The 20,841-nt window shown below is 72.1% G+C and carries 16 protein-coding genes; 10 read left to right on the forward strand and 6 right to left on the reverse strand.

The genetic code is table 11. The features are described 5' to 3' along the window. The first annotated feature begins 159 nt into the window (after window positions 1-159). Complete coding sequence (locus KRR26_RS07230; protein ID WP_217079454.1) at window positions 160-2,274, forward strand: chloride channel protein; 2,115 nt, start codon at window positions 160-162, stop codon at window positions 2,272-2,274. Between the two features lie 49 nt (window positions 2,275-2,323). Next, entirely contained in the window at window positions 2,324-5,893 is a 3,570-nt protein-coding gene (locus KRR26_RS07235; RefSeq protein ID WP_236068374.1) for a hypothetical protein, read from the forward strand. 10 nt (window positions 5,894-5,903) lie between these two features. Here KRR26_RS07235 and KRR26_RS07240 read toward each other — a convergent pair whose 3' ends face one another. Then, window positions 5,904-6,167, reverse strand: a complete 264-nt coding sequence (locus KRR26_RS07240; protein WP_217079455.1) for a hypothetical protein — start codon at window positions 6,165-6,167, stop codon at window positions 5,904-5,906. Window positions 6,168-6,348: 181 nt separating this feature from the next. On the opposite strand from KRR26_RS07240, the gene KRR26_RS07245 reads away from it, so the two are divergent. Beyond that, the gene (locus KRR26_RS07245) at window positions 6,349-7,287 is read left to right on the forward strand and encodes a helix-turn-helix transcriptional regulator (RefSeq protein ID WP_217079456.1); all 939 of its coding nucleotides are present in this window, start codon (window positions 6,349-6,351) and stop codon (window positions 7,285-7,287) included. Window positions 7,288-7,375: 88 nt separating this feature from the next. Further along, on the forward strand, window positions 7,376-8,290 hold the full coding sequence (locus KRR26_RS07250; RefSeq protein WP_120205989.1) for an SMP-30/gluconolactonase/LRE family protein: 915 nt from the start codon (window positions 7,376-7,378) through the stop codon (window positions 8,288-8,290). Window positions 8,291-8,358: 68 nt separating this feature from the next. Here KRR26_RS07250 and KRR26_RS07255 read toward each other — a convergent pair whose 3' ends face one another. Together KRR26_RS07255 and KRR26_RS07260 are read right to left on the reverse strand one after the other, a co-directional pair. After that, window positions 8,359-8,892 carry a peroxiredoxin gene (locus KRR26_RS07255; protein ID WP_120205987.1) on the reverse strand — a complete coding sequence of 178 codons (534 nt, stop codon included), beginning with the start codon at window positions 8,890-8,892 and terminating at the stop codon, window positions 8,359-8,361. 51 nt (window positions 8,893-8,943) lie between these two features. Beyond that, window positions 8,944-10,227 carry an amidohydrolase family protein gene (locus KRR26_RS07260; RefSeq protein WP_120206151.1) on the reverse strand — a complete coding sequence of 428 codons (1,284 nt, stop codon included), beginning with the start codon at window positions 10,225-10,227 and terminating at the stop codon, window positions 8,944-8,946. A 408-nt stretch (window positions 10,228-10,635) separates the two neighbouring features. On the opposite strand from KRR26_RS07260, the gene KRR26_RS07265 reads away from it, so the two are divergent. The 3 genes from KRR26_RS07265 to KRR26_RS07275 all read left to right on the forward strand — a co-directional run bounded on the left by KRR26_RS07265 (window position 10,636) and on the right by KRR26_RS07275 (window position 14,826). Beyond that, complete coding sequence (locus tag KRR26_RS07265; RefSeq protein WP_217079457.1) at window positions 10,636-12,741, forward strand: protein kinase domain-containing protein; 2,106 nt, start codon at window positions 10,636-10,638, stop codon at window positions 12,739-12,741. 319 nt (window positions 12,742-13,060) lie between these two features. Beyond that, window positions 13,061-14,074, forward strand: a complete 1,014-nt coding sequence (locus KRR26_RS07270; protein ID WP_217079458.1) for an extracellular catalytic domain type 1 short-chain-length polyhydroxyalkanoate depolymerase — start codon at window positions 13,061-13,063, stop codon at window positions 14,072-14,074. Next, entirely contained in the window at window positions 14,071-14,826 is a 756-nt protein-coding gene (locus KRR26_RS07275; RefSeq protein ID WP_217079459.1) for a carbohydrate deacetylase, read from the forward strand. The genes KRR26_RS07270 and KRR26_RS07275 overlap by 4 nt, the downstream gene beginning before the upstream one ends. Here the strand turns inward: KRR26_RS07275 and KRR26_RS07280 are convergent. Beyond that, on the reverse strand, window positions 14,807-16,723 hold the full coding sequence (locus KRR26_RS07280; RefSeq protein ID WP_120205980.1) for a hybrid sensor histidine kinase/response regulator: 1,917 nt from the start codon (window positions 16,721-16,723) through the stop codon (window positions 14,807-14,809). The genes KRR26_RS07275 and KRR26_RS07280 overlap by 20 nt on opposite strands. Window positions 16,724-16,921: 198 nt before the next feature. On the opposite strand from KRR26_RS07280, the gene queF reads away from it, so the two are divergent. Then, a complete protein-coding gene (gene queF / locus KRR26_RS07285) occupies window positions 16,922-17,278 on the forward strand; it encodes a preQ(1) synthase (protein WP_120205978.1) in 357 nt (118 codons plus the stop codon). Window positions 17,279-17,303: 25 nt separating this feature from the next. On the opposite strand, the gene KRR26_RS07290 is transcribed toward queF, so the two are convergent. Together KRR26_RS07290 and KRR26_RS07295 are read right to left on the reverse strand one after the other, a co-directional pair. Continuing rightward, on the reverse strand, window positions 17,304-17,501 hold the full coding sequence (locus KRR26_RS07290; RefSeq protein WP_120205977.1) for a hypothetical protein: 198 nt from the start codon (window positions 17,499-17,501) through the stop codon (window positions 17,304-17,306). A 20-nt stretch (window positions 17,502-17,521) separates the two neighbouring features. Beyond that, the gene (locus KRR26_RS07295; RefSeq protein WP_120205975.1) at window positions 17,522-18,613 is read right to left on the reverse strand and encodes a serine/threonine-protein kinase; all 1,092 of its coding nucleotides are present in this window, start codon (window positions 18,611-18,613) and stop codon (window positions 17,522-17,524) included. Between the two features lie 273 nt (window positions 18,614-18,886). On the opposite strand from KRR26_RS07295, the gene KRR26_RS07300 reads away from it, so the two are divergent. Then, entirely contained in the window at window positions 18,887-20,005 is a 1,119-nt protein-coding gene (locus KRR26_RS07300) for a phospholipase D-like domain-containing protein (protein WP_328707073.1), read from the forward strand. Window positions 20,006-20,181: 176 nt separating this feature from the next. Continuing rightward, entirely contained in the window at window positions 20,182-20,775 is a 594-nt protein-coding gene (locus KRR26_RS07305; RefSeq protein ID WP_120205974.1) for a hypothetical protein, read from the forward strand. Window positions 20,776-20,841: the final 66 nt, after the last annotated feature.

Raw genomic sequence — 20,841 nt, forward strand, 5'->3', positions numbered from 1 at the left:
CGCCTGGTGTCCGCTGACTCCCCGGGACGCCCCTCGTACCACGCCCACCTCGCCGCCCCGCCGGGAACACCCGGTCGAACCGTGGCGTGGGTGGCAACCGACCGGCCCCATCACCAAGTCACTTGAAGCCGCCGTGTTCCTGGCTTAGTGGGAGCACAAATGAATGTCGATGAACCTCCGCCGGACCCGCGCGCTCGCCTGCGCGCCCTGCGGATCCGCCTCCGCTCGGACCTGAGGCGCTTCACCCACGCCGCGCTCCAAGCCTCCAACCGTCTTCGCCTCCCGGGTCCCTCCGTGCTGCCCATCGCGGGCGCGGTGGTGGGGCTCTACAGCGGGCTGGCCGCCGGCATCTTCGCCAACCTCATCGGCGTGGTGAGCGGCGTGGCCTTCGGGGCCGCGGACCTGGCGCACACGCTGCGCCCGGGCTCGCAGCAGCTGCGCTCGCTGGTGGAGGCGTTCTCCCAGGCGAGGTGGCACTTCGAGTACATGCTGGTGGGCGCGCCGCTCGCGTTGGGCGCCCTGGCGGTGGCGCGGGTCATCGAGCCGGGCGGCCCCCGTGACGAGGTGAAGCGCCGGCTGCGGCTGCTCTCGCTGCTGACGCTGGGCGCCCTGTCGCTCTACTACCCGCTGGTCGCGCTGGCGGCCATCAACAGCGTGTTCGGCCACTCGCACGACCTGCCGAGCCTGCTGCCCACGCTGCCGTGGTGGGTGATGTTGCTGTCCCCCATGCTGGGCGGGCTCGCGGTGGGGCGCCTGCTGCGAGACAGGCCGGAGACGCACGGCCACGGCGTGCCCGAGGTGGTCCGCGCGGTGAAGAGCGGCGCCAACATGGTGCCCGCGGACCGGGGCCTGCTGAAGCTGATTGCCTCCGCCATCACCATCGGAAGCGGTGGCTCGGGCGGGCGAGAGGGGCCCATCGTCTATGGCGGCGCGGCGTTCGCGTCCACGGTGGGCCGGGTGCTGGGCTTCAGCCGCAAGGAGCTGTCCATCCTGCTGGCGTGCGGGGCGGGCGCGGGCATCTCGGCGTCCTTCAACGCCCCCATCGCGGGCGCGGTGTTCGCGATGGAGATCATCCTGCGCGAGTTCGAGCTGCGCGTGTTCTCGCCCATCATCCTCGCCAGCGTGGCGGGGACGCTGGTGAGCCGGGGCGTCCTGGGCGAGGCGCCCATGATTCACCACGTCGACTACGAGCTCATCAGCGGCGCCGAGGTGTTCGCCTACGCGGGCCTGGGCATCGGCTGCGGCCTCCTGGCCTTCGCGTTCGTGCGCATGCTGCACGGGGTGGAGCACTTCTTCCACGGGCGGATGGGGGGACGGCTGTCACCGTGGCTGGGCGCCCGTCCGCTGCCGCAGCGCGCGGCCCTGGGCGGCCTGTGCGCGGGCCTGCTCGCCATGGTGAGCCCCACGGTGTGGGGCAGCGGGCACGACTACATCAACCTGGCGGCGGTGGGAAAACTGCCCTTCTTCTTCCTCGTCACCGCGTGCGCGCTGAAGCTGGTGGCCACCTCCATCACCATCGGCTCGGGGGGCTCGGGCGGGACGTTCTTCCCGGCGGCCGTCATCGGCGCCATGGCGGGCGGCGCGTTTGGCACGCTGGTGCACTACGTCTTCCCCGCGAGCACCGGCCCCAGCGGGGCCTACGCCATCGTCGGCATGGGCGGCGCGGTCGCGGCGCTCACCCGAGGCCCGCTCACCGGCATGATGATGCTGTACGAGCTGAGCGGGAGCCACGACATCATCCTGCCGCTCATGGTGACGTGCACCATCGCGTCCGCGCTCTGCCACTACCTCACCGAGCGCAAGGCGCCCAAGGACCAGAGCGACCAGGACCTGCTCCAAGCCACGCCCGTGCGCGCGCTGATGGCCGAGCAGGTGCCCGTGCCCGCGGGCACGCCGCTGCGCCCCCTGACGGACCTGCTGCTCACCGCCGAGGCGGGCACCCTCCCCGTGCTCGACACCGAGGGCCGCGTCTACGGCACGGTGCAGGTGGAGCAGCTGCGCGAGGTGTGGCGCGACGAGTCCGTCTATCCGCTGCTCGTGGCGAGTGACCTGGCGCGCAAGCTGCCCTCGCTCGCGCCGGACACGGACCTGGCGCAGGCGCTGCGGATGATGGACCAGGAGGACGTGGACGCCCTGCCGGTGAGCCGAACGCCCGGCTCCGACACGTGCGGCCTGCTCACCCGCGCCGCCGTGCGCCGCTTCCTCTTCGCGCACCACACCCGGGCCCACGCACACGGGGACGCGCCCATCACTCCGGCCGAGGCCCGTCACTGACCAACCGCGTCATGTCAGGAAGTCGAGAGAGCAGGCATCCTGCGCGGCCATGTCCGACGCCGCCCTGCGCGCCCTGCACACCGAGCTGTCCGCCCTCCACCACGATGCCCGCGTGCGACGGATGGTCGAGCTGGGGCGCGGGGCGAGGACGCGAGAGGCGGACCGCACCCTGCTCGACACGCTGAGCCAGGGCGCGGCCTACGAGCGCCGGCTCGCGCTGAGCGCCCAGTTCACCTGGAGGGACGGGGGCCGCGTGCTCCGAGCCACCGCGGATGTGTCCTCCCGCATCCGCGCCCTCGCGTTCCTGCTCGTTCCGATGGTGTGCGACGACCTCCAGGCGCTGGAGGCCCTCAAGATGGCGTACGCGATGCGCCGCGAGGGGCAGCTGCTCCTCAGGCTGGTGGAGCGACAGCGACAGGGCGTCATCGATGCGTACCTCGACTGGTTGATGACCCAGCCCGGCGTCCACGGCTTCGCCGATGTCGTCCCCCTCGCTTCCGCCTCGGGCCTGCGCAAGCACCTCCCCCACGCGCTGGAACGTCCGAGCCGCCGCTTCTGGACGCGACTGGCGCGCTTCGCCCCCACCACCTTGGGCGACGTGCTCGCCGAGCGGCTCCGCGCGGTGGAGGGCGTGCCGGATCCGGTGACGCGCCAGCTCCTCGACGCCTCGCTCGCGCGCGTCGCGGACCAGGCGCCCGCGGCGGGCCTCACGCTCGCCGAGTTGCTGCTGTCCCGCGGCGTCCATCCGTCCACGTCCACCTGGAGGCGACTGGCGGAACATCAGCCCCGGCAGACCGTGGCCCTGTTGCAGCGGCATGCGTCCGCGCTCACACCGGCGAACCTCTTCGCGCGCCACGTGCGGGCGCTGGACGTCGCGTCCCTCCAGTGGCTCGTCATGCACCGGCCCGACTCGCTCGGTGAGGCCGAGGCGTTGCTCAAGAAGGTGACCGAGCCCGAGCGCGTCACCCTCGCCGAGGCGTGGTGCGCCGCGGTGGACCTCGCGCCGGCCTGGGGCACCGAGTTGCTGAAGCGGATTCCCGAGGGCGCGGAGCGGGACCGCGTCCACGCGCGCTGGAGCCGCGCGTCACAGGACGCCGATGGCAGCATCGCGCTCGATGCGCTGGAGGCCCTGCCCGAGCCCCTGCGGGAGCGCGAGGCGCGCCGCCATCTGCGTGACGTCGTGGCCTTGGCGACGCAGCCGACCCGCCGCATCGCCTACGCGCGGTTTCTCCCCTGGGAGGAAGCGCTGTCCGCACTCCAGACCTATCTGGGCCATCCGGAGGGAGGGGTGCGCGGCACGGCCCTGGAGGCGGCCCTGGCCATCCCGGGCCTGCGTCCGGACGAGCCCGCGGTGGCGGACGCCGCGTTCGCGATGGTGCTGGCGCGCAAGAACGAGCAGGACCCCGTGCGGCGCGTGATGCTGCAAGCGCTCGCGAGTTGGCCCCGCCAGGTCTTCCGTCCCGAGCACACGCAGGCCATCGGCCAGCTGCTGCGGGACGCGCTCGATGCCGCCGACCTGTCCATGGAGTCCGCCAACAGCGCGGAGCGGCTCCTGCTGCGCACCTTCCGGCTGGATGCCGAGTGGGGCGCGGGCTGGCTGGCGACCCTGATTCAAGAACGCGGGGGACTCCAGGACCCACGCCTGGGTGACCACTTGACCGATGACGAGGTGCGCATCGCGGCGCCGCAGCTGCTCACCATCGCCAAGACCTGGGCCGACCAGAGGCGCGGTGACGCCATCCTCAGACTGTCCGAGAGCCTGGGCTCACGCGCCGCGCTCGTGCCGGGGATGTCGCAGATGCTCGAAGCCATGCGCGACCTCACGGGTTCGCACAGGTTCGCCCTGGGCATCATGCGGTGGATGGCGAAGTGCGACCGCCCCCGCTTCGTGGCGGGACTGGGCGCGGTGATGCGGCGCTGGTTCGACAAGGGCTGGGAGAGCGACATCGTCGAGCTGGCGGCGAACGAGCAGCGGGAGCAGGAGCTCCACCCGGAGCTGCTCGCGGCCCTGGAGCGCGTCGCGCTGCGCCTGGGCGACCCCTCGGAGAGCGCCCTGGGGTTGCTGCGGCGCCGCGCGGTCCGGACCTTCGACGCACTGCTCCCCCGCTTGTTGAAGCAGGACGCCAGCGCCATCCACGCCCACGTCGTCCGCACCTACCTGCACCGGCGACGACAGGACCTGCTGGGGCCGTACCTGAGTGCCCCCGTCATCCGGGGCAAGTTCACCCTGGGCGACTCGCGCTGGCTGCTGCCCTTCGAGCAGGGCTTCTTCCGGTGGACCGCCACGCAGTGTGCCGCGTACTCCGGAGCGCTCGCGGAGGTCTGCGCGGATCCCCAGCGCGACACGCCGACGCTGCTGAGCGCGGTGGCGCGGATGGCGGCGCTCGACTGGGGGCCCATGGAGGGCTTGTGCGCGCTCGTGGGTGACCCGCGACCGGTGGTGCAGGAGCGCGCCCTGCGGGTGCTGGCGCGCTGTGACCAGGGCCAGGGCGTGCCCACGCTGCTGCGCAGCCTGGAAGGGGGCCTCGCGCGCATCGCCATCTACGGCCTGCGCCGCGCCTTCAACGGGATGCCGCCCGCGCGGGTGGCGGCCTTGTTGGCGGATGTCCCGCTGACCAAGGTCACCGTGGCCAAGGAAGTGGTGCGCCTTCTGGGGGAGCTGCGCTCGGACGCCGCCTACGCGCGCCTCGTCGACATGGATGCACAGCCGCTTCACCGCGATGTGCGCATCGCCCTGCTTCGCGCCCTGTGGGACCACCTGGACCGCGAGCCGACCTGGGCAATCCTCGAACGAGCCGTCACCGGCAGCGACCTCGTCATGGCCGCGCGCGTGGGAGACATCCCGGCCGACCGGCTGACCGCCGAGTCCGACCGGCGCCTGTCCGCGCTGCTCGCCCGGGTGTTGGCGCGCCCCGAGCCGGAAGCCCGCATCGAGTTGCTGAAACGGGCGGCCTCCCTCGCCGTCAGGGACCGGGAGTTCGTGTTCCTGGATGCCTGCGGCGCGCGGATCGCATCGCCCTATGACGACGAGGTGCGGGCCGCCACGAACGCGCTGCTCTTCCGGTGTGACGAGCGCACCATCGCAAGGCTCGAGCCGCACCTGGGCGCGACCCGCTCGGACCTTCGCGCGCTGCACGTCGCCACGAACCAGGTGCTGGGGGTCATGAAGAACTGGCGCCCCGTGGTCACCGAGGCCGCGCGAATCGCCGAGCGCGTGGTGAGCGACGACCCGCGGCTCGTGGCGCTCCGCGTGCGCTGCGCCGCGGCGGGACTGGAGCCTCTCGACTTCGCCGCGCGCATCGCGGAACTGGGGGAGGCGGCCCTGCTCGATGCCAACGCGCTGGAGGCCTGCCATGGCGAGGTGGAGCGGCTCCCGCTCGAGACCCTGGAGCCGGTCGGCGCACGGCTCCGCGCCAGCGCCAGCGCGCAGGCCCGGCGCGTGGCGCTGTGGTGCCTCGTGCGAGACGCGGGGCCTCAGCGTGGATGGACGCCCGAGCGGCTCGCCGCGCTCGAAGCGCTTCAGGCGGACGCGTCACCGCTCGTGTCCGGAGCCGCACAGTTCGTGTTCCCGCCGCGCGAATTGATTTCCCCCGCACGCATGAATACGCCGAACGCCTGACCCGCGCCCGTCACCCCGCCCTGCGCGCGGACGCCTGCGCCGAGCGACGCGGCGTCGGTGCCACCGTCGATGGCTCGCCGGGCCCCATCCGGTCCGGCAACCACGCCACGGAGTCAGGCAGCGTGGCGGGCTTGCGCTTCGCGGAAGCCCGCCTCCTCGGCTTGCGCACCACGGCGTTGCCCTTGCGAGCGGGAGCGGGCCACACCGACACATCGAGCCAGAACAGCATCCACAGCATCACGTCCTCCTCGGGCCCCGCGCACGCGGAAGCCACTCCAGGGCACTCGCCCCAGACACGGCGCCTACCTTGCGCTTGAGCTGTGACAGCCTTGTGTCAGCTATCCGCGACGTCGGTTCCTCTCCGTGTCGCCCTCACGAAGTCCTTGTCGCCAGCGCATCCGGCGCGGTGTGCTGCCGGCGTGTCCTCGTCCGCCGCGACCGCCGCCGCTCTCCCGATGAAAGACCACGCCCTGGAGGAAGACCCCGAGCTCGAGCGCGAGGCCCTTTTCCGCAAGCTCGCGCATGCCGCCGAGCAGCTCCGCCCGGAGCGGACTGGGAGCGTGAACCTCTGTGACACGCCCCTGGCGCGGCTCGGCATCTATGTCGCGTGGAACCGCGAGCACTTCCGCCACCTGGACTTCACGCGCCCGCTGCTGGCCATCGTCTGCCGCGGCCACAAGGACGTGCGCTACAAGGGCCACCGCTTCGAGGTCCCCACCGGGAGCGCGCTGGTGCTGCCCGGCCCCATGGGCCTGAGCATCACCAACGTTCCTCACGAGGGCGAGTACCGCGCCTTCGTCATGGACGTCTCGCCCGAGGTGGGCGCCCAACTCCAGCAGCATCACCCCTCGCTGTGCGTGTCCCCCGCGTTCGGTGCCTTCTCCGCGGACCGGCCCCATGTGATGAAGCCGAACCGCTCGACGCTGCTGGCCCTGCTGCACTACTGCCAGAGCATCCCCGAGGTGGAGACCCACGCCACCGTGCTGCGGCACCGCCTGGAGGACGTGCTGCTGAGCCTGTCCGTCCAGTACCGAGGCCTCTCCGAAGAGCCCGCGCCCCGCTCCCACTTCCGCCAGGACCCCATCCTCGCCGTGCGCCAGTGGCTGCGCCGGGGACTCGCGGAGACGCCGCGCGCCACGCATGTGGCCCGCCAGTTCGGCGTGAGCGAGGCCACGCTGCGCCGTCAGCTCTCGTCCCAGGGCACCACGCTGCGCCAGCTCCTGCTGGAAGAGCGCATGTCGCTGGCCCACTCGCTGCTGGCGGATTCGCGGCTCGCCATCTCCGAGGTGGCGCAGCGCTGCGGCTACACCTCGCCCGCGAAGTTCAGCCGCCAGTACCGGCACTGGGCCGGAGTCCCGCGCACGCGAGCGAGAGCGGACCGGGCACATCTTTGAGCGGTGCGGGAACACGCGCCCACGCACCGTTTCCTAGAAGTCCCTCCACGCGACGCCGACTTCCCGGCGGAGCGCTCCAGGGATTTCCATGCGCACCTCTCATCTCCTCTGCTTCACGCTGCTGGTCGCGGGCTGCGACGACTCGAAGCCCACGCCCCCGCCTTCGCTGCCCTCGCCCATCGTCCTCCAGGGCTTCTCTTCTCCGGAGTCCGCGCTTCACGACCCCGAGGCGGACGTGTACCTGGTCAGCAACATGGCGGGGAGCCCGCTCGTCGCGGACGACAATGGCTTCATCTCGCGCATCTCGCCGGACGGCACCGTCCTGAACCTCGCGTGGATTGACGGCCGCAGCGCCGACGTCCACCTCGATGCCCCCAAGGGCATGGCGCTCGCGGGCGACGTGCTCTACGTCTCCGACATCACGGTCGTGAGGCGCTTCGATCGCCACACCGGTCGGCAGCTCAGCGACGTCACCATCGACGGCGCCACGTTCCTCAACGACCTGGTCAGCGCGCCGGATGGCTCGGTGTACGCCTCCGACATGGGGTATCGCGACAACGGCGGCGCCTTCGAGCCCACCGGCACCGACGCCATCTATCAAATCAAGCCGGACGGCTCCGTGCGCACGGTGGCCAAGGGCGAGGTGCTCGGCCATCCCAACGGCGTCGAGTGGAAGGACGGACTGCTCGTCGCCACCATGGGCACAGGCGACGTCTACCGGCTCTCCGCCGATGGCACCCGGAGCGCCGTGCAGCACATGCCTGCGGGGCAGCTCGATGGAATCGTCGCGTTGGCGGATGGACGCCTCGCCATCACCAGTTGGGACGCGGGTGACCTGCTCGTGGGCCGAGAGGGCGGCACCTTCACGGCCACCGCGACCCAGCAGATGGGCATCGCGGACCTCGGGCTGGATGCACGCCGTCAGCGGCTGCTGCTTCCCCTGCTGATGGACAACACGCTGCGCATCGAGTCCGTCGACACGGCGCTCACCCTCGCGCACTGAGGGTCGGGTGCACGGGGCACACCCGGGCGCGCGACCTGCGCCCCGGGTGCCTTGCGCACGGGGCCCGGCTACTTCGTCCCGGCGTCGCTGGGGATGAAGGCGGGCGCGGCGGCGGGCTTGCGCAGCGGGCACGCGGTGATGGCGCCCGTCGGGTCGACGGCGTCACCGCCCGAGTCCACCTTGAGAATCTTGCGGCCCTCGCCCACGGTGAACGTGTAGCGCTTGGCCAGCGACAGCACGGGCATCTTCACGTCGTACGCGCCGACGACCTTCCCCTCGGGGTCCGGGATGAACGGGAACGGCGCCTTCAGCTCCGTCTTGAAGCGCGTGAGCGTCTCCGCGTCGTCCATGGAGATGGCGAGCACCTGGCCCTGGAGCTTCTCGACCTCGGTGTAACGGTCCTTGTAGGCCGTCAGCTCCTTCGTGCAGCCACTCGTGAAGGCCTTGGGGAAGAAGGCCACGATGACCGGGCCCTGCTTCACCATCTCCGACAGCGTGTGCACGGCGCCGGTGGTGTCCTTCACCGTGAAGTCCGGGGCGACTTCGCCCACCTGGGGAATGGCCGCGCTGACCAGCCCCGCCACGAGCAAGGGAATGAGCATGGCGCGGACTTGAAGGCGTTCCCGCGCGGATTGCAAGCCGGCCCGAGGGCGCTAGCCCGCTTCCGCCATGCGGCCCCACACGGACGCGGCGGCCTCGCGCGCCTGCTCGGCCACCACCGTGGGGTTGACCGACAACGGCCGACGCGCCCACACGCGCCACACGCCATCCACCATCACCGCCTCCACGTGGCGACTGCCGAGTCCGTACACCACGTGCCACGCGAGGTTGCCCGCCGCGAGCGGCGTGGGCGGCTGGTAGTCCAGCACCAGCAGGTCGGCCAGCGCGCCCTCGCGCATGGGCCCGATGGCCGCCTCGAACACCTGCGACGCCAGCCGGTGCCCGTTGGTGAGATAGCGCAGCACGTCGATGGGCTGGCCCGCCTCGCGCGAACGCAGATAGGCCGCCTGCGCCTCGGCGAAGAGGTCCGCCGAGACGCCATCCGCGCCCAGCGTGGCCCGCGCGCCGAACTTCAGCGCGGGCGCGTAGCCCACTTCCAGCCCTTGGTTGGAGCGCGGCGTGTGGACAATCCACGAGCCCGTCGCGATGACCTGCGCGAGGTCCGCCCACGCCAGGTGCCCCACGTGGGCCAGCAGCGTGCGCGGCGAGAGGAGATTCGCGTTCAGCAGCCGCGCCACGGGCGAGGCCCCATGGCGCTCCATGGAGAGCCGCTCGTCGAGCGGGTCCTCCGCCAGCGGCACGTGCAGCCCGGTGCCCGTGGCGTGCAGCGCCTCGGTCAGCCCTTGGAACGCGTCATCGGACAGCGTGAAGCTGGGGCCGGCGCCCACCTGGCCTCGGAAGCGGCCCTTGGCCTTCTTCGCGAAGCTGACCGTCTCCTCCAGGCCCTCCTCGCGCCCGACCGCGCCCACGCGGTCCGTCACCGCGTAGGACAACACGCCGCGAACACCCACCTCGTGGAGCCCGCGCGCCAGCCGCACCAGCGAGCCCGTCACCGCCTTCGGGGAGGAGTGCAGGTCCAGGAGCGTGGTGGTGCCGCACTGGAGCGCCTCCAGGCCGCCCGCGGTGCCGGCCACCTGCACCGCGTCCAGGTCCAGCGCGTTCTCGTAGCGCCAGCGCACACGCTCCAGGGACTCTTGATAGGTCTCCAGGGCGGGCTGCGGCATGCCCCGCCCGAGCATCATGTGCAGCCGGTGGTGCGCGCTCACCAGCCCCGGGAAGACGAGCTTGCCGGACAGGGCGACGACCTCGTCGTCCGGCCCCGGCTGGAGGTCCGGACCGCGCGCCGCGATGCGGTCTCCTTCGATGCGAAGGTCCACGCGCTCCACCAGCGCGGGTTCCAGCTCGACGACGTATCCACCCTTGAGGACGGTGCCCAACATCCCTCCAGCAGACGCAGCGACTGAGTGCCTGACGGTCCCCGCCCCCGAGACCCAAACGGAATGCGCCGACGTTAGCACTCCCCCCGAGCCCTGGCGCGCACTGGAAGGGAGTGCACCCACATGCGGCGCGGCCACGACCCTCGGTGTGCGCAACGCACGTGTCACGTCCCCATCGCAGGGGGTCGCTTCCGCCCCGGTGCCCCATCCATCCAGGCGGGGAGGCGGGACCTCGCGGCGCGTCCGGCCACCGAGGCGAGGGGTGATCCACGCGCCGCCGCGAGGGAGCGGGGCAGGTTCAGGCCGCCGGGGAGCGTGTGGGCCTCGCGCCTGGCGACAGAGCGAACGTTCGAGCCGTGCAGAAGGAGATTGGGAAGCGGAGCCGCTGCTACGTAGACTGCCGCCACCGTGGAGCCGTCGGAGCAGAGCCTGTATTGGGTGGGCCGCTACCGCCTGAGCGCGCGAATCGCGACGGGCGGCATGGCCGAGGTGTACCTGGGCCGCCGCATCGAAGAGGACGGGCGGCATGGTCCCGCGGTCGCGGTGAAGCGGCTGATGCCGCACCTCGCCTCGGACCGCCGCATCGTGCAGATGTTCCTCAACGAGGCGCGCATCACCGCGCAGGTTCGCCACCCGCACGTCGTCACCATCCTGGAGCTGGGCATGGAGGGCACCGAGCCCTTCATCGCCATGGAGCTGCTGGAGGGGCGCTCGTTCGCGGAGGTGCGCCAGGAGGCCGCCGAGCGCGGGCAGCGCGTGCCGCTGGGCCTGACGCTGCGGGTGCTCGTGGATGCGTGCCGGGGACTGGACGCCGCGCATCGCGCCGTTGACGAGAGCGGTCGCCCGCTGCGCATCGTCCACCGCGACTTCACGCCCGACAACATCCACGTGGGCACCAACGGCGCGGTGAAGGTCATCGACTTCGGCATCGCCAAGGCGGACGCGCTGGGCTCGGGCACCGAGCCGGGGACGCTCAAGGGCAAGTTCTTCTACATGTCGCCGGAGATGATCGCCGGCCGCCCCGTGGACCACCGCGCGGACATCTTCGCCGCGGGCGTCATGCTGTACGAGCAGCTCTGCGGGCGGCGGCCCTTCACGGGCATGAACGCCGAAGAGGTGCTCACGCGCATCGCCGAGGGACGCCCGCGCCCGCCCACCGCGTTCGACCCGTCCGTGCCTCCCGCGCTGGAGATGGTCTGCCTCACCGCGCTCGCGCGTGACCCGGCCGCGCGGTTCGACAGCCTCCAGTCCTTCATCGAGGCCCTCGAGTCCATCGGCGGTCAGGCCGAGGTCGCCACGCCCGCGCAGGTGGCCGCCTACGTGGACGTGCTGTTCCCGCCCGGCACGGACCCCAAGCGACTGGCGCTGCGCCGGGCACGGCTCGCGGACCCATCCCACTCGGGGACGCCGCCGAATCAGGGCGTCGTGCCTCCCAGCTATGCGGCGACGGTCCCCGCCGCGGTGCTTCCGCCGCCGGATGTCGCGGCCGCGCCTCCACCCGAGCCCTCCGCCTCGCCGCGCGCGGCGTCGCCCTCGCGCATCGAGGACGCGCCCGCCGGGGAGTCATCGCGGGGACGCGGCAGGCGCGTGGCGGGGGTGCTGGGTGGGTTGCTCCTCGTGGGTGCGTTGGGCGGCGGCGCGACCTGGTACCTCCGCCGGCCAGGAACGCCTCCCACCGAGAAGCTCGCTCGGGCCGAGGCGGCCACCACTCCCGAGACGCGCGTCGCCGCCCTGAATGGGCTGGGGACGGACGCCCGCGCGACCGCGGCGGAGCTGGCCCGGGCGAGCGCGCTGTTGCTGGCATCCGGTGCGCACGCGAAGGCCCTCGAGCTGGCGGATGCCTATGCCGCGCGCTTCCCACAGGACGTGGAGGCACATCTGCTCGCCGCGCGCGCGGCCACCGAGCTGCGCATGGGCAAGCGCGCCGAGCACGCCCTCGACGTGGCGGCCTCGCTGGCGCCCAAGGACCTCCGCGTTCCCCTGGCGCTCACCGAGCTGCGCGAGCGCCAGGGAGATGTGCCGGGCGCGCTGGCCACGCTGGCGAAGGCCTACGCCCAAGCGCCGAACCACTCCGACGTGGCGCCGCGCTACGGACGCATGCTGTCGCGCGCGAGCCGACTGGACGAGGCCGCGACCGTGCTCTCCAACTGGACGCGCGAGCACGAGGACCCCGAGGCGCTCGCGGAGCTGGGCTTCGTGCGCTTCCGCCAGGAGCGCGTGGACGACGCGGCGGCGCTGCTGAAGCGGGCCGTGCGAAAGGCGCCGCAGCTGGCCGAGGCGCACTACTACCTGGGCGCGGTCCTCTTCCGTCAGGGCGACGCCAGCGGCGCCGAGCGCGCCTATCGAGAAGCGGATCGCCTCGCGCCGCAGGATCCGCGAGCCCTGGCGGCGCGGTGCCAACTCCACGCCCACGCGGGAGACGCCGCCGCCGTGGCCGAGGCCAAGCGGGCCCTCACCGAGCGCTTCCCCGCGCGCGCGGAGGCGCTGTCCGCCGAGTGCAAGGCGGGGAACTGAGCGCGCACCGCACACGGGCGAGACGCACCACGCAACGCGGGCGCTCCGCCTCAGCGTCGCGCCCCAGGTGGGAGTCGCACCGCACGCGGGCCTGATGTGCCTCGCAACACGGGCGCCCCGCCTCGGCGCCGCGCCCTCGACGACCAGGGAGCGGTTGGCCTGCTCGACACACCCTGTGGAGCGTCCAGCGGCGGACGGTGCTTTCACGCACCTCACCCTGTCCCCTGTCCGACACGCGCGCCTCCCGTTGCACGGGGGTGGTCCACCGCGCAAGGGGGACCGGGTGCATGCCGGCACGCCAGGAGATAAACCGGAGCCCATGCGTACCCTTCGCGCCGCCCTTGTCGTCAGCTTCCTCGGAACCCTGGCCGCGTGCTCGGACTCTCCCGGCACGCCGTCGGATCCACCAGACTCGGGAGTGGTGCGCAACGGCGACGTCGCGCCTCCGGATCGCACGAGCTGCACCGGGCTCACCCAGGGCCCCGGCACCATCGAATCCACGGTGCAGAGCGGAGGCCGGACGCGGAGCTACACCGTGCACGTGCCGCCGGGCTACGACGCCACCCGGCCCACGCCCGTCATCTTCGCGTTCCACGGCTTCACCTCGAACCGGACGGAGATGGAGCAACTCACCCAGCTCTCCGCCCTGGGCGACACCGAGGGCTTCATCACCGTGTACCCGATGGGGCTCGACGCACACGACGTCTTCGGCGTGAGCGGTGTCGATGCGGGCACCACCAGCTGGAACGCGGGCGGGGCCTGCTGCGGGCCCGCGCAGATCGCCAACGTGGACGACGTGGGCTTCGTGGACGCCATGCTCGCGGACCTCGACACGAAGGTGTGCGTGGATCCGCGCCGCACCTTCGCCACCGGATTCTCCAACGGAGCGTTCTTCGCGTACCGGCTCGCCTGTGAGCGCGCCCAGCGCTTCGCCGCCATCGCGCCCGTGTCCGGCATGCTGGGCGTCATGCCTTGCGCGCCCTCGCGGCCCGTGCCCGTGCTGCACTTCCACGGCACCGCGGACGCCACCATCGCCTTCGACGGCGGCACCGTGGCCTTCGCCACCGCGCCCTACCCGTCCGCCCCGGACTCGGTGCGGACCTTCGCCGAGCGCAATGGCTGCAAGGGCCCGCTCCAGCAGACCTACTCCAAGGGAGACAGCACCTGTGAGGCGTACACCGGCTGCACTCCCGACAGCGCCACCGCCAGCCTGTGCACCATCCAGGGCGGCCAGCACGCGTGGCCCGGCCAGCCGCTCTACAACAACGGCACCCGCAACCTGGATGCCTCGCGCGAGCTGTGGCGCTTCTTCCAAGCGCGGCCCCGGCCGTGAGGCCGCGCGCGCGCGCTGTCATCATCAACGCGGATGACCTGGGCTACGACCCCGCGGTGACACGCGGCATCCTCCGCGCACTGCGCGAGGGCATCGTCACCTCCGCCACCCTCCTGGTGAACACGCCGTGGTCCGCCCAGGCCGCGCGCGACGCGCGAGGGCTGTCCGTGGGCCTGCACCTGAACCTCGCGCGAGGCACGCCCGCGTGGAGCGCCTTCCCCACCGCGCTCCTGAATGACGGCCTCTTCGACGAGTCCCGAGCCCCCACGCTGCCTCCGGACGTGGCGGAGGCCGAGTGCCTCTCCCAGCTCGAACGCTTCCACGCCCTCGCGGGCCAGCGCCCCACCCACGTGGACGTGCACAAGCACCTGCACCGCCACCCCGGCGTGCTGGAGGGGCTCATCCGAGCCGCGCGAGCCACGGGGCTCCCCGTGCGCGCGCTCGACCCGGCCATGCACCGCGCCTTCGCCTCGCGAGGCGTGGCCTCTCCGTCCCACTTCCTGGGTGAGACGGGCGCCACCGCGCACTGGACGTTGGAGCGACTGGAGGCCACGGTGAGCGCGCTCCCCGCCGAGGGCATCACCGAGCTGATGTGCCACCCCGGCTTCGCGCCCGAACAGGTCAAGAGTCGCTACGCCGAGCAACGCGAGGTGGAGCTGGCCACCTTCCTCCACCCACGCGCCAGCCAGGCCCTGGCGCGCGCGGGCGTGACGACGGTGGACTTCCGCGCCCTCACTGCCGAGGCGCGCTGACCGGCTCCACGTCCGCGTGGGACACCCCCGAGGCCGCGCGCCAACGAGGCTCCAGGGCCAGCACGTTGCGAACGCGCGCCACCAGCTCGTCCGGGCTGTAGGGACGCGTGCACAGCGAGGCGTCCTCCTGCGCCCACCAGGGTCGCGCATCCCCGGCCAGGAGGATGGGCACCGGCCGGGCGCGTGGCAGGGTGGCGAAGGTCTCCAGGAAGACGCCCACCTGTCCGTGCGCGGCGCTGGTGGACAGCACCACCAGGTCCACCGGCAGGTGCGTGGCCCGGCGCAGCGACTCCGCGCCGTCATGCACCGTGAGCACCTCGAAGCCCTCCGCGCGCAGCACGCGCTCGGCCACCGCCTCCTGGGTCGCGTCCTCGTCCAGCAGCAGCACGCGCCGAGGCAGCCGCTTCACCTCGTGCGGCGGCATGCGGGGCAGGCACACCGTGAAGGTGGAGCCCTCGCCCTCCGCGCTCGTCAACGACAGCCCACCGCCGTGCATCTTCGCGATGGAGTGGCTGATGAACAGCCCCAGCCCCAACCCGCCGAAGTTGCGGTGCGACACGTTGCGCGCCCGATAGAAGCGCTGGAACACCTGGGACTGGTCCGCCCCTGGAATGCCGATGCCTCGGTCCTGCACGTGGATGCGCGCCTCGCCCGCCAGCCGGTCCACCTTCACGCCGATGGACTCGCCCGCCGGGCTGTACTTGTGCGCGTTCTCCAGCAGGTTCACCAGCACCTGCTCCAGCCGGTCCCTATCCCCCAAGACCCAGACGCACTCGCGCGGCACTTCCACGGAGAAGGGCCGCTCGAAGGCGTGGCGGAAGTGGTCCACCACCTCCGCCACCAGCTGCCCCATCTCCAGCGGCGCGAGCTGCAACGCCAGGCGCCCCAGCTCCAACCGGCTGGCGTCCAGCAGGTCGTCCACCAGGCCCCCCAAGCGGTCCACCTGCCGCTTGGCCTTGAGCACGCCCGCCAGCTCCACCGGCTGCCCCGCGGCGAGCCTCCGCTCCATGGAGTACAGGCCGAGCTTCAGCGGCGTCAGCGGCGTCTTCATCTCGTGCGAGGCGATGGACATGAACTCCTCGCGCACCCGCAGCGCCGCCTGCGCCTCGCGCAAGAGCCGCGCGTTCTCCACCGCCACCGCGAGCTGGTTGGCCGCGGCGCTCCACAGCTCCAGCTCGCGCACCGAGAAGGACGTGCCCTGCTCCTTGTAGAGCAGCAGCAGCCCCACCGTGCGGCGCGGCGCGCACAGCGGCACCGCCGCGAAGATGGAGCCCATCGCGTCGCCGTAGCCCCGCTGGATGCCGAGCTGCGGCTGGCGCGTGGCCAGCGCCTGGCGGAACGGATCATCCGCGGGGTCGAAGGTGTCCTCCGGCGCCTCCGAGCCCGCCAGGTCCGACACCGCGCCCCGGCGCAGCGGCTGCCCGTCCTCCTCGGAGAGGAACACCTCGGCCCGCCGCACCTGGGCGCAGCGCACCAGCGCCACCACCGCGGCGGCGCACACGCTGTCCACCTCCAGCGACTCACCCACCGCGCGGGCAATCTCCTGCACCGCCTGCGAGAAGGCGCCCTCGTCATCCACCCCCGAGGGCTCCATCACCAACCAGGAGCCCGCCGGCTCTCCCACCCGCGTGGGCCACACCTGCACGCGCACCTGCCGCAGCGCCCGGGTGATGACGTGCCCGGAATGCGAGTGCCCCTCGCGGATGGCCCGCTCCACGGCGTCCAGGCTCCGGCCGCGCTCCAGCACCTCCAAGAGACCGCCGCCCGGACGCAGCTCCACGCCCGTCTTCGCGGCGAAGCCCTCCTCGCACCACTGCACCCGCAGGTCCGGCCCCACGCGCACCATGGCCTGGGGCAGACCCGCGAGGACGTCCTCGATGTCGTGGGGGAGCGGCATGCGCGACGGAAAAGGGAGGAGGGGGCGAGCGCTGGATTATGGCCCCTCGGCCGACCGCGGAACTCGCCTCGCACTCCAATCCAGCGCGTTGGACGCCCGCGGCGTTGGGCCGCCAACACACGCGAGGGGTCAGCAGCCAGGGAGCCGACGGTGGGGAAAGGGATGCAATGGCCCAGGCGTGTGCTAGACGACAGCCGCATGCCTTCCCAGCCGTCCAAGGACCTCCAGACGTTCCCCAACCCGGCCCCCGAGCGCGACTATGAAATCGCCTTCGACTGCCCGGAGTTCACCTGCCTGTGCCCCATGACGGGCCAGCCGGACTTCGCGCGCTTCACCATCAAGTACGTGCCCGACCAGAAGTGCGTGGAGCTCAAGAGCCTCAAGCTCTACATGTGGGCCTACCGCAACGAGGGCGCGTTCCACGAGAAGGTGACCAACACCATCGCGGACGACATCATCCGCGCCATCCAGCCGCGCAAGCTCACGGTGGTGGGCGACTTCTTCGTGCGCGGCGGCATCGGCACCATCGTCACCGTCACGCACGAGAAGAAGTAGGACGCGAGGGCCCGCGTCCCGCGGCTCACTCCTCCGTCTTCTTCATGATGTCGTCGGCGCCCTTCTGGAGCTCTCCGCCCAGTCGGTCAGCCGCCTTGTGCACGTTCTCCAGCTGCCGCGCGGCGGCAGCCTGGGGATCCGTCCGGGCGGGCCGGTTCATCACGTACCAGACGGCGCCCAGCACCACGCCCAGGCCCACGACGAAAGTGACGATGCGTCCCATGGAATTCTCCTTGTCCCGCCTCAGCGGGTGAGGTGCTGCACGAGCGGCGCCCACTGCGCCTGGGTGAAGTAGAGCCCGGTGCCCGCCGCCGTGACGACGGCCGCCGCCGCCGCGAGCACCCACTTGAGACGCCCTCCGGATGCGCGCGGGCGAGGCGCGTCGAAGGCCTCCATCACGCCCAGCTCCTTCTGCGTGAGGTGCGCCAGCGCCTCTGTCTCGGTCAGCTTCTGTCGGAAGCGCAGGAAGGCCACGAGCAGCGCCGCGTGGGACACCTGCACCTCGTGCGCGAGGAACACGTCCAATTCGCGCCGCATGGCCGCCGCGTCCGGGAAGCGGTCCTCGGGCTTCACCTCCAGCGCCCTCCGGACGATGCGCGCCAGCGGCGCCGGCACGCTCGGGGCCACCTTGTGCAGCGGCGGGTACTTGCCGTCGCGGATGCGCGCGAACACCTCGCCCGCCGTCTTGCCCTGGAAGGGCCGAGCGCCGGTGAGGGCCTCATAGAGCAACACGCCCAGCGAGAAGATGTCCGTGCGCGCGTCCAGCGGCGCGCCCGTCACCTGCTCCGGAGACATGTACGAGGGCGTGCCCACCGCCATGCCCTGCTGCGTGAGCGCCTCCAGCCCCACGTCCTTCGCGATGCCGAAGTCCATCAGCTTCACCTCACCCGCCTTGGTGAGCATGACGTTGGCGGGCTTGAGGTCGCGGTGGATGATGCGGCGGAAGTGCGCGTGGTCCAGCGCGGAGGCGATGCGCGCGCCCACCACCGCGGCCACGTCCGGAGGCAGCGGGCCTTCCTTGATGAGCGTGTGGAGCGTGGGCCCGTCCACGTACTCCATCACCATGAAGAGGGACTCGCCCTTCTCCACCAGGTCATAGAGCGTGACGATGTTCTGGTGACGGAAGGCGGCCAGCGCCAGCGACTCACGACGGAAGCGCGACACCGCCTCCTTGTCGTGCTGGCCCTCGGGCAGCAGCTCCTTGATGGCCACCTCGCGCTGAATCATCTCGTGGAGGCCGCGATACACGAGCGCCATGCCGCCTCGGCCCAGTTCGCCGAGGATGCGGTAGGCGCCAATCTTCCGATGACGAACGGGCTTCTCGGCTACGGGCACGGGGCCAGAGGCTACCGATTCGAGCCGCGAGCGTCGATGCCCCGGGCCCGCTTCCTCCTCGGGCAGGTGCGACGACACACGGTGAGACACAACCCGTGTGTCATGACCGGCGCGCTACACTCGAAAGACCATGCGCCGTACCCACCCGCTCCTCCCGCGCGTCTCCCTCGGAGCCCGCCGCACCGACCCACGCATGCCTCCACCCGGGTCGCACAAATTCCATGACAGCAGCAGGCCCGCCGGGCACGCGCCGCGGCGCCAGGAGGACCGCGCGTGAGTTCCGCCGTGCCCCCTGACGCACTGCCGCTTCCGTCGCCCACCGCGGACAGCCCGGACTTCACCCTGCTGGACGGGGGGGCCCAGGCCTATCCGCGCATGCTGGAGGCCATCGCGGGCGCCCAGCGACGCGTGCACCTGGAGGTCTACGCCTTCGAGCGCGAGGGCGTGGGCTCGCGCTTCGTGGCCGCGTTGATCGCGGCGTGCCGGCGCGGCGTGGACGTGAAGGTGGTGGTGGATGGCTGGGGCAGCGTGAACAGCAGCCACCTCTTGTCGGCGGAGCTGCGCGACGCGGGCGCGCGGGTGCGCGTCTACAACCCGCTGACGTCGTTCTTCACCGGTCGCGCCTGGCGCAACCACCGCAAGATCCTCCTCGTCGATGACGCGGTGGCCTTCCTCGGCGGCATCAACATCGGGGACGACTACGCGGCGCATGGAGACGACCCGGGGTGGGCGGACCTGGCGCTGGAGCTGCGCGGAGACATCTGCCAGCAGCTCGGGGCCCACCTGGACGCGGGCACGTCCGAGCTGACCTCGGGGCCAGTGAGCGTGTTCCTCTCCGGCTTCGGCGGCGGCCACCGGCTGCGCAAGCGCTACCTGTCCGCCATCGAACGCGCGACCCAGGAGGTCATCCTCGCGCACGCGTACTTCCTGCCGGACAGCGCCTTCGTGAAGGCCTTGAAGCGCGCGGCGCGGCGGGGCGTGAAGGTGTCGCTGCTGTTGGCCGGGCGCAGCGACGTGGTGTTCGCCCGCGCGGCGACCATGCGGCTGTACCACTCGCTGCTGAAGTCCGGGGTTCACATCCACGAGTGGACGGCCTCCACGCTGCACGCGAAGGCCGCGGTGATGGATGGCTGCACGGTGCTGGTGGGCAGCTTCAACCTGGATCCGCTGTCGCTGGTGAACCTGGAGACGCTGGTGGAGGTGAAGGAGGCGGGGATCGCGGCCCAGGCCACCACGTGGCTCACGCAGCACGTGGCCCGCGCCCGCGCCGTCACGCTGAACGAGTGCGGTCGCTCCCGCCTCCAGCGCTGGCTGCTGGATGTGGTGGGGCTGACCGTGGCGCGCCTGGCCGAGCATTTCGCGAACTTCGTCGGCCGGCGCCGGGTGCGCTGACGCGTCCCGGGAGAGCGAGGCGCCCGGCCCTCCGCGCGCACGCCGTCCGCCGACCCGGGAGTCCCGAGCGCCACGACGTCCGGATGCGCTCGGCATGAAGCGGCCTCACCCTTCCTCGGGCACGCGCGCCTCGCCACGGCCACGGCCGGTCGGCGCGCCAGCGGGAGGACGAGGCCATGACCGAGCAAGAGGCGTACCTGCGGAAGCTGGAGGCGGAGAAGCAGCAGCTGTCCGCGCGCATCGACGAACTGAGCGCCCAGGCCGACATCGAGCGGACGGATGAGGCCCTCGCCGAGCTCACCGGCGCCCGCCAGCGTGAGCAGGACTTCGACCGCGAGCTGGCCGCGCTGAGGCAGGCGGATGCGCAGGACTTCCAGCGGCTGAAGGACGGCCTGGAGCGGCTCCGCACCCGCACCGATTCGTTTCTCCGGAGCGCGGAGTCCCGCGCCAGCGCCTTGCGCGAGGGCTACCGACGCAAGCGGGAGGCCGAGCTGCGACAGCTGGGCGCGCAGTTCGACGCGCACACCGCCGCCCTGCGCCGCACCCGCGCCGAGGACGCCCTGCTCACCCGACGCGAGGTCGAGTTCTTCCGGCAGGGCTTCCTCACCACCAGCGACCTGCTCCAGCGGCTGGGCAGCGCGCGGGGCAAAGGCTGGGCGGAGACTCGGGCGGAGTACGAGCGCGCGTGGAGGGAGCTCCAGGAGTCCTCGCGGCGGATTCGCGCCGACGCCTTGGCGCGCGAAGCCGAGCCTCCTTCCGCGCACTCCTGAGCTCCGAGGGAGCGGGCGCGGAGTTCACGCGGCTGTCACGGGAGCGACCCGCCCCGGAGCGAGCGA

This window comes from Citreicoccus inhibens, assembly GCF_019039035.1.
Taxonomy (GTDB): Bacteria; Myxococcota; Myxococcia; order Myxococcales; family Myxococcaceae; genus Citreicoccus; species Citreicoccus inhibens.

What these genes read in the sequence shown, in the direction of transcription:
- KRR26_RS07230 (WP_217079454.1), top strand. Translation starts at nt 160, where the DNA reads ATGAATGTCGATGAACCTCCGCCGGACCCGCGCGCTCGCCTGCGCGCC.
- KRR26_RS07235 (WP_236068374.1), top strand. Translation starts at nt 2,324, where the DNA reads ATGTCCGACGCCGCCCTGCGCGCCCTGCACACCGAGCTGTCCGCCCTC.
- KRR26_RS07245 (WP_217079456.1), top strand. Translation starts at nt 6,349, where the DNA reads ATGAAAGACCACGCCCTGGAGGAAGACCCCGAGCTCGAGCGCGAGGCC.
- KRR26_RS07250 (WP_120205989.1), top strand. Translation starts at nt 7,376, where the DNA reads ATGCGCACCTCTCATCTCCTCTGCTTCACGCTGCTGGTCGCGGGCTGC.
- KRR26_RS07255 (WP_120205987.1), bottom strand. Translation starts at nt 8,892, where the DNA reads ATGCTCATTCCCTTGCTCGTGGCGGGGCTGGTCAGCGCGGCCATTCCC.
- KRR26_RS07270 (WP_217079458.1), top strand. Translation starts at nt 13,061, where the DNA reads ATGCGTACCCTTCGCGCCGCCCTTGTCGTCAGCTTCCTCGGAACCCTG.
- KRR26_RS07280 (WP_120205980.1), bottom strand. Translation starts at nt 16,723, where the DNA reads ATGCCGCTCCCCCACGACATCGAGGACGTCCTCGCGGGTCTGCCCCAG.
- queF (WP_120205978.1), top strand. Translation starts at nt 16,922, where the DNA reads ATGCCTTCCCAGCCGTCCAAGGACCTCCAGACGTTCCCCAACCCGGCC.
- KRR26_RS07290 (WP_120205977.1), bottom strand. Translation starts at nt 17,501, where the DNA reads ATGGGACGCATCGTCACTTTCGTCGTGGGCCTGGGCGTGGTGCTGGGC.
- KRR26_RS07305 (WP_120205974.1), top strand. Translation starts at nt 20,182, where the DNA reads ATGACCGAGCAAGAGGCGTACCTGCGGAAGCTGGAGGCGGAGAAGCAG.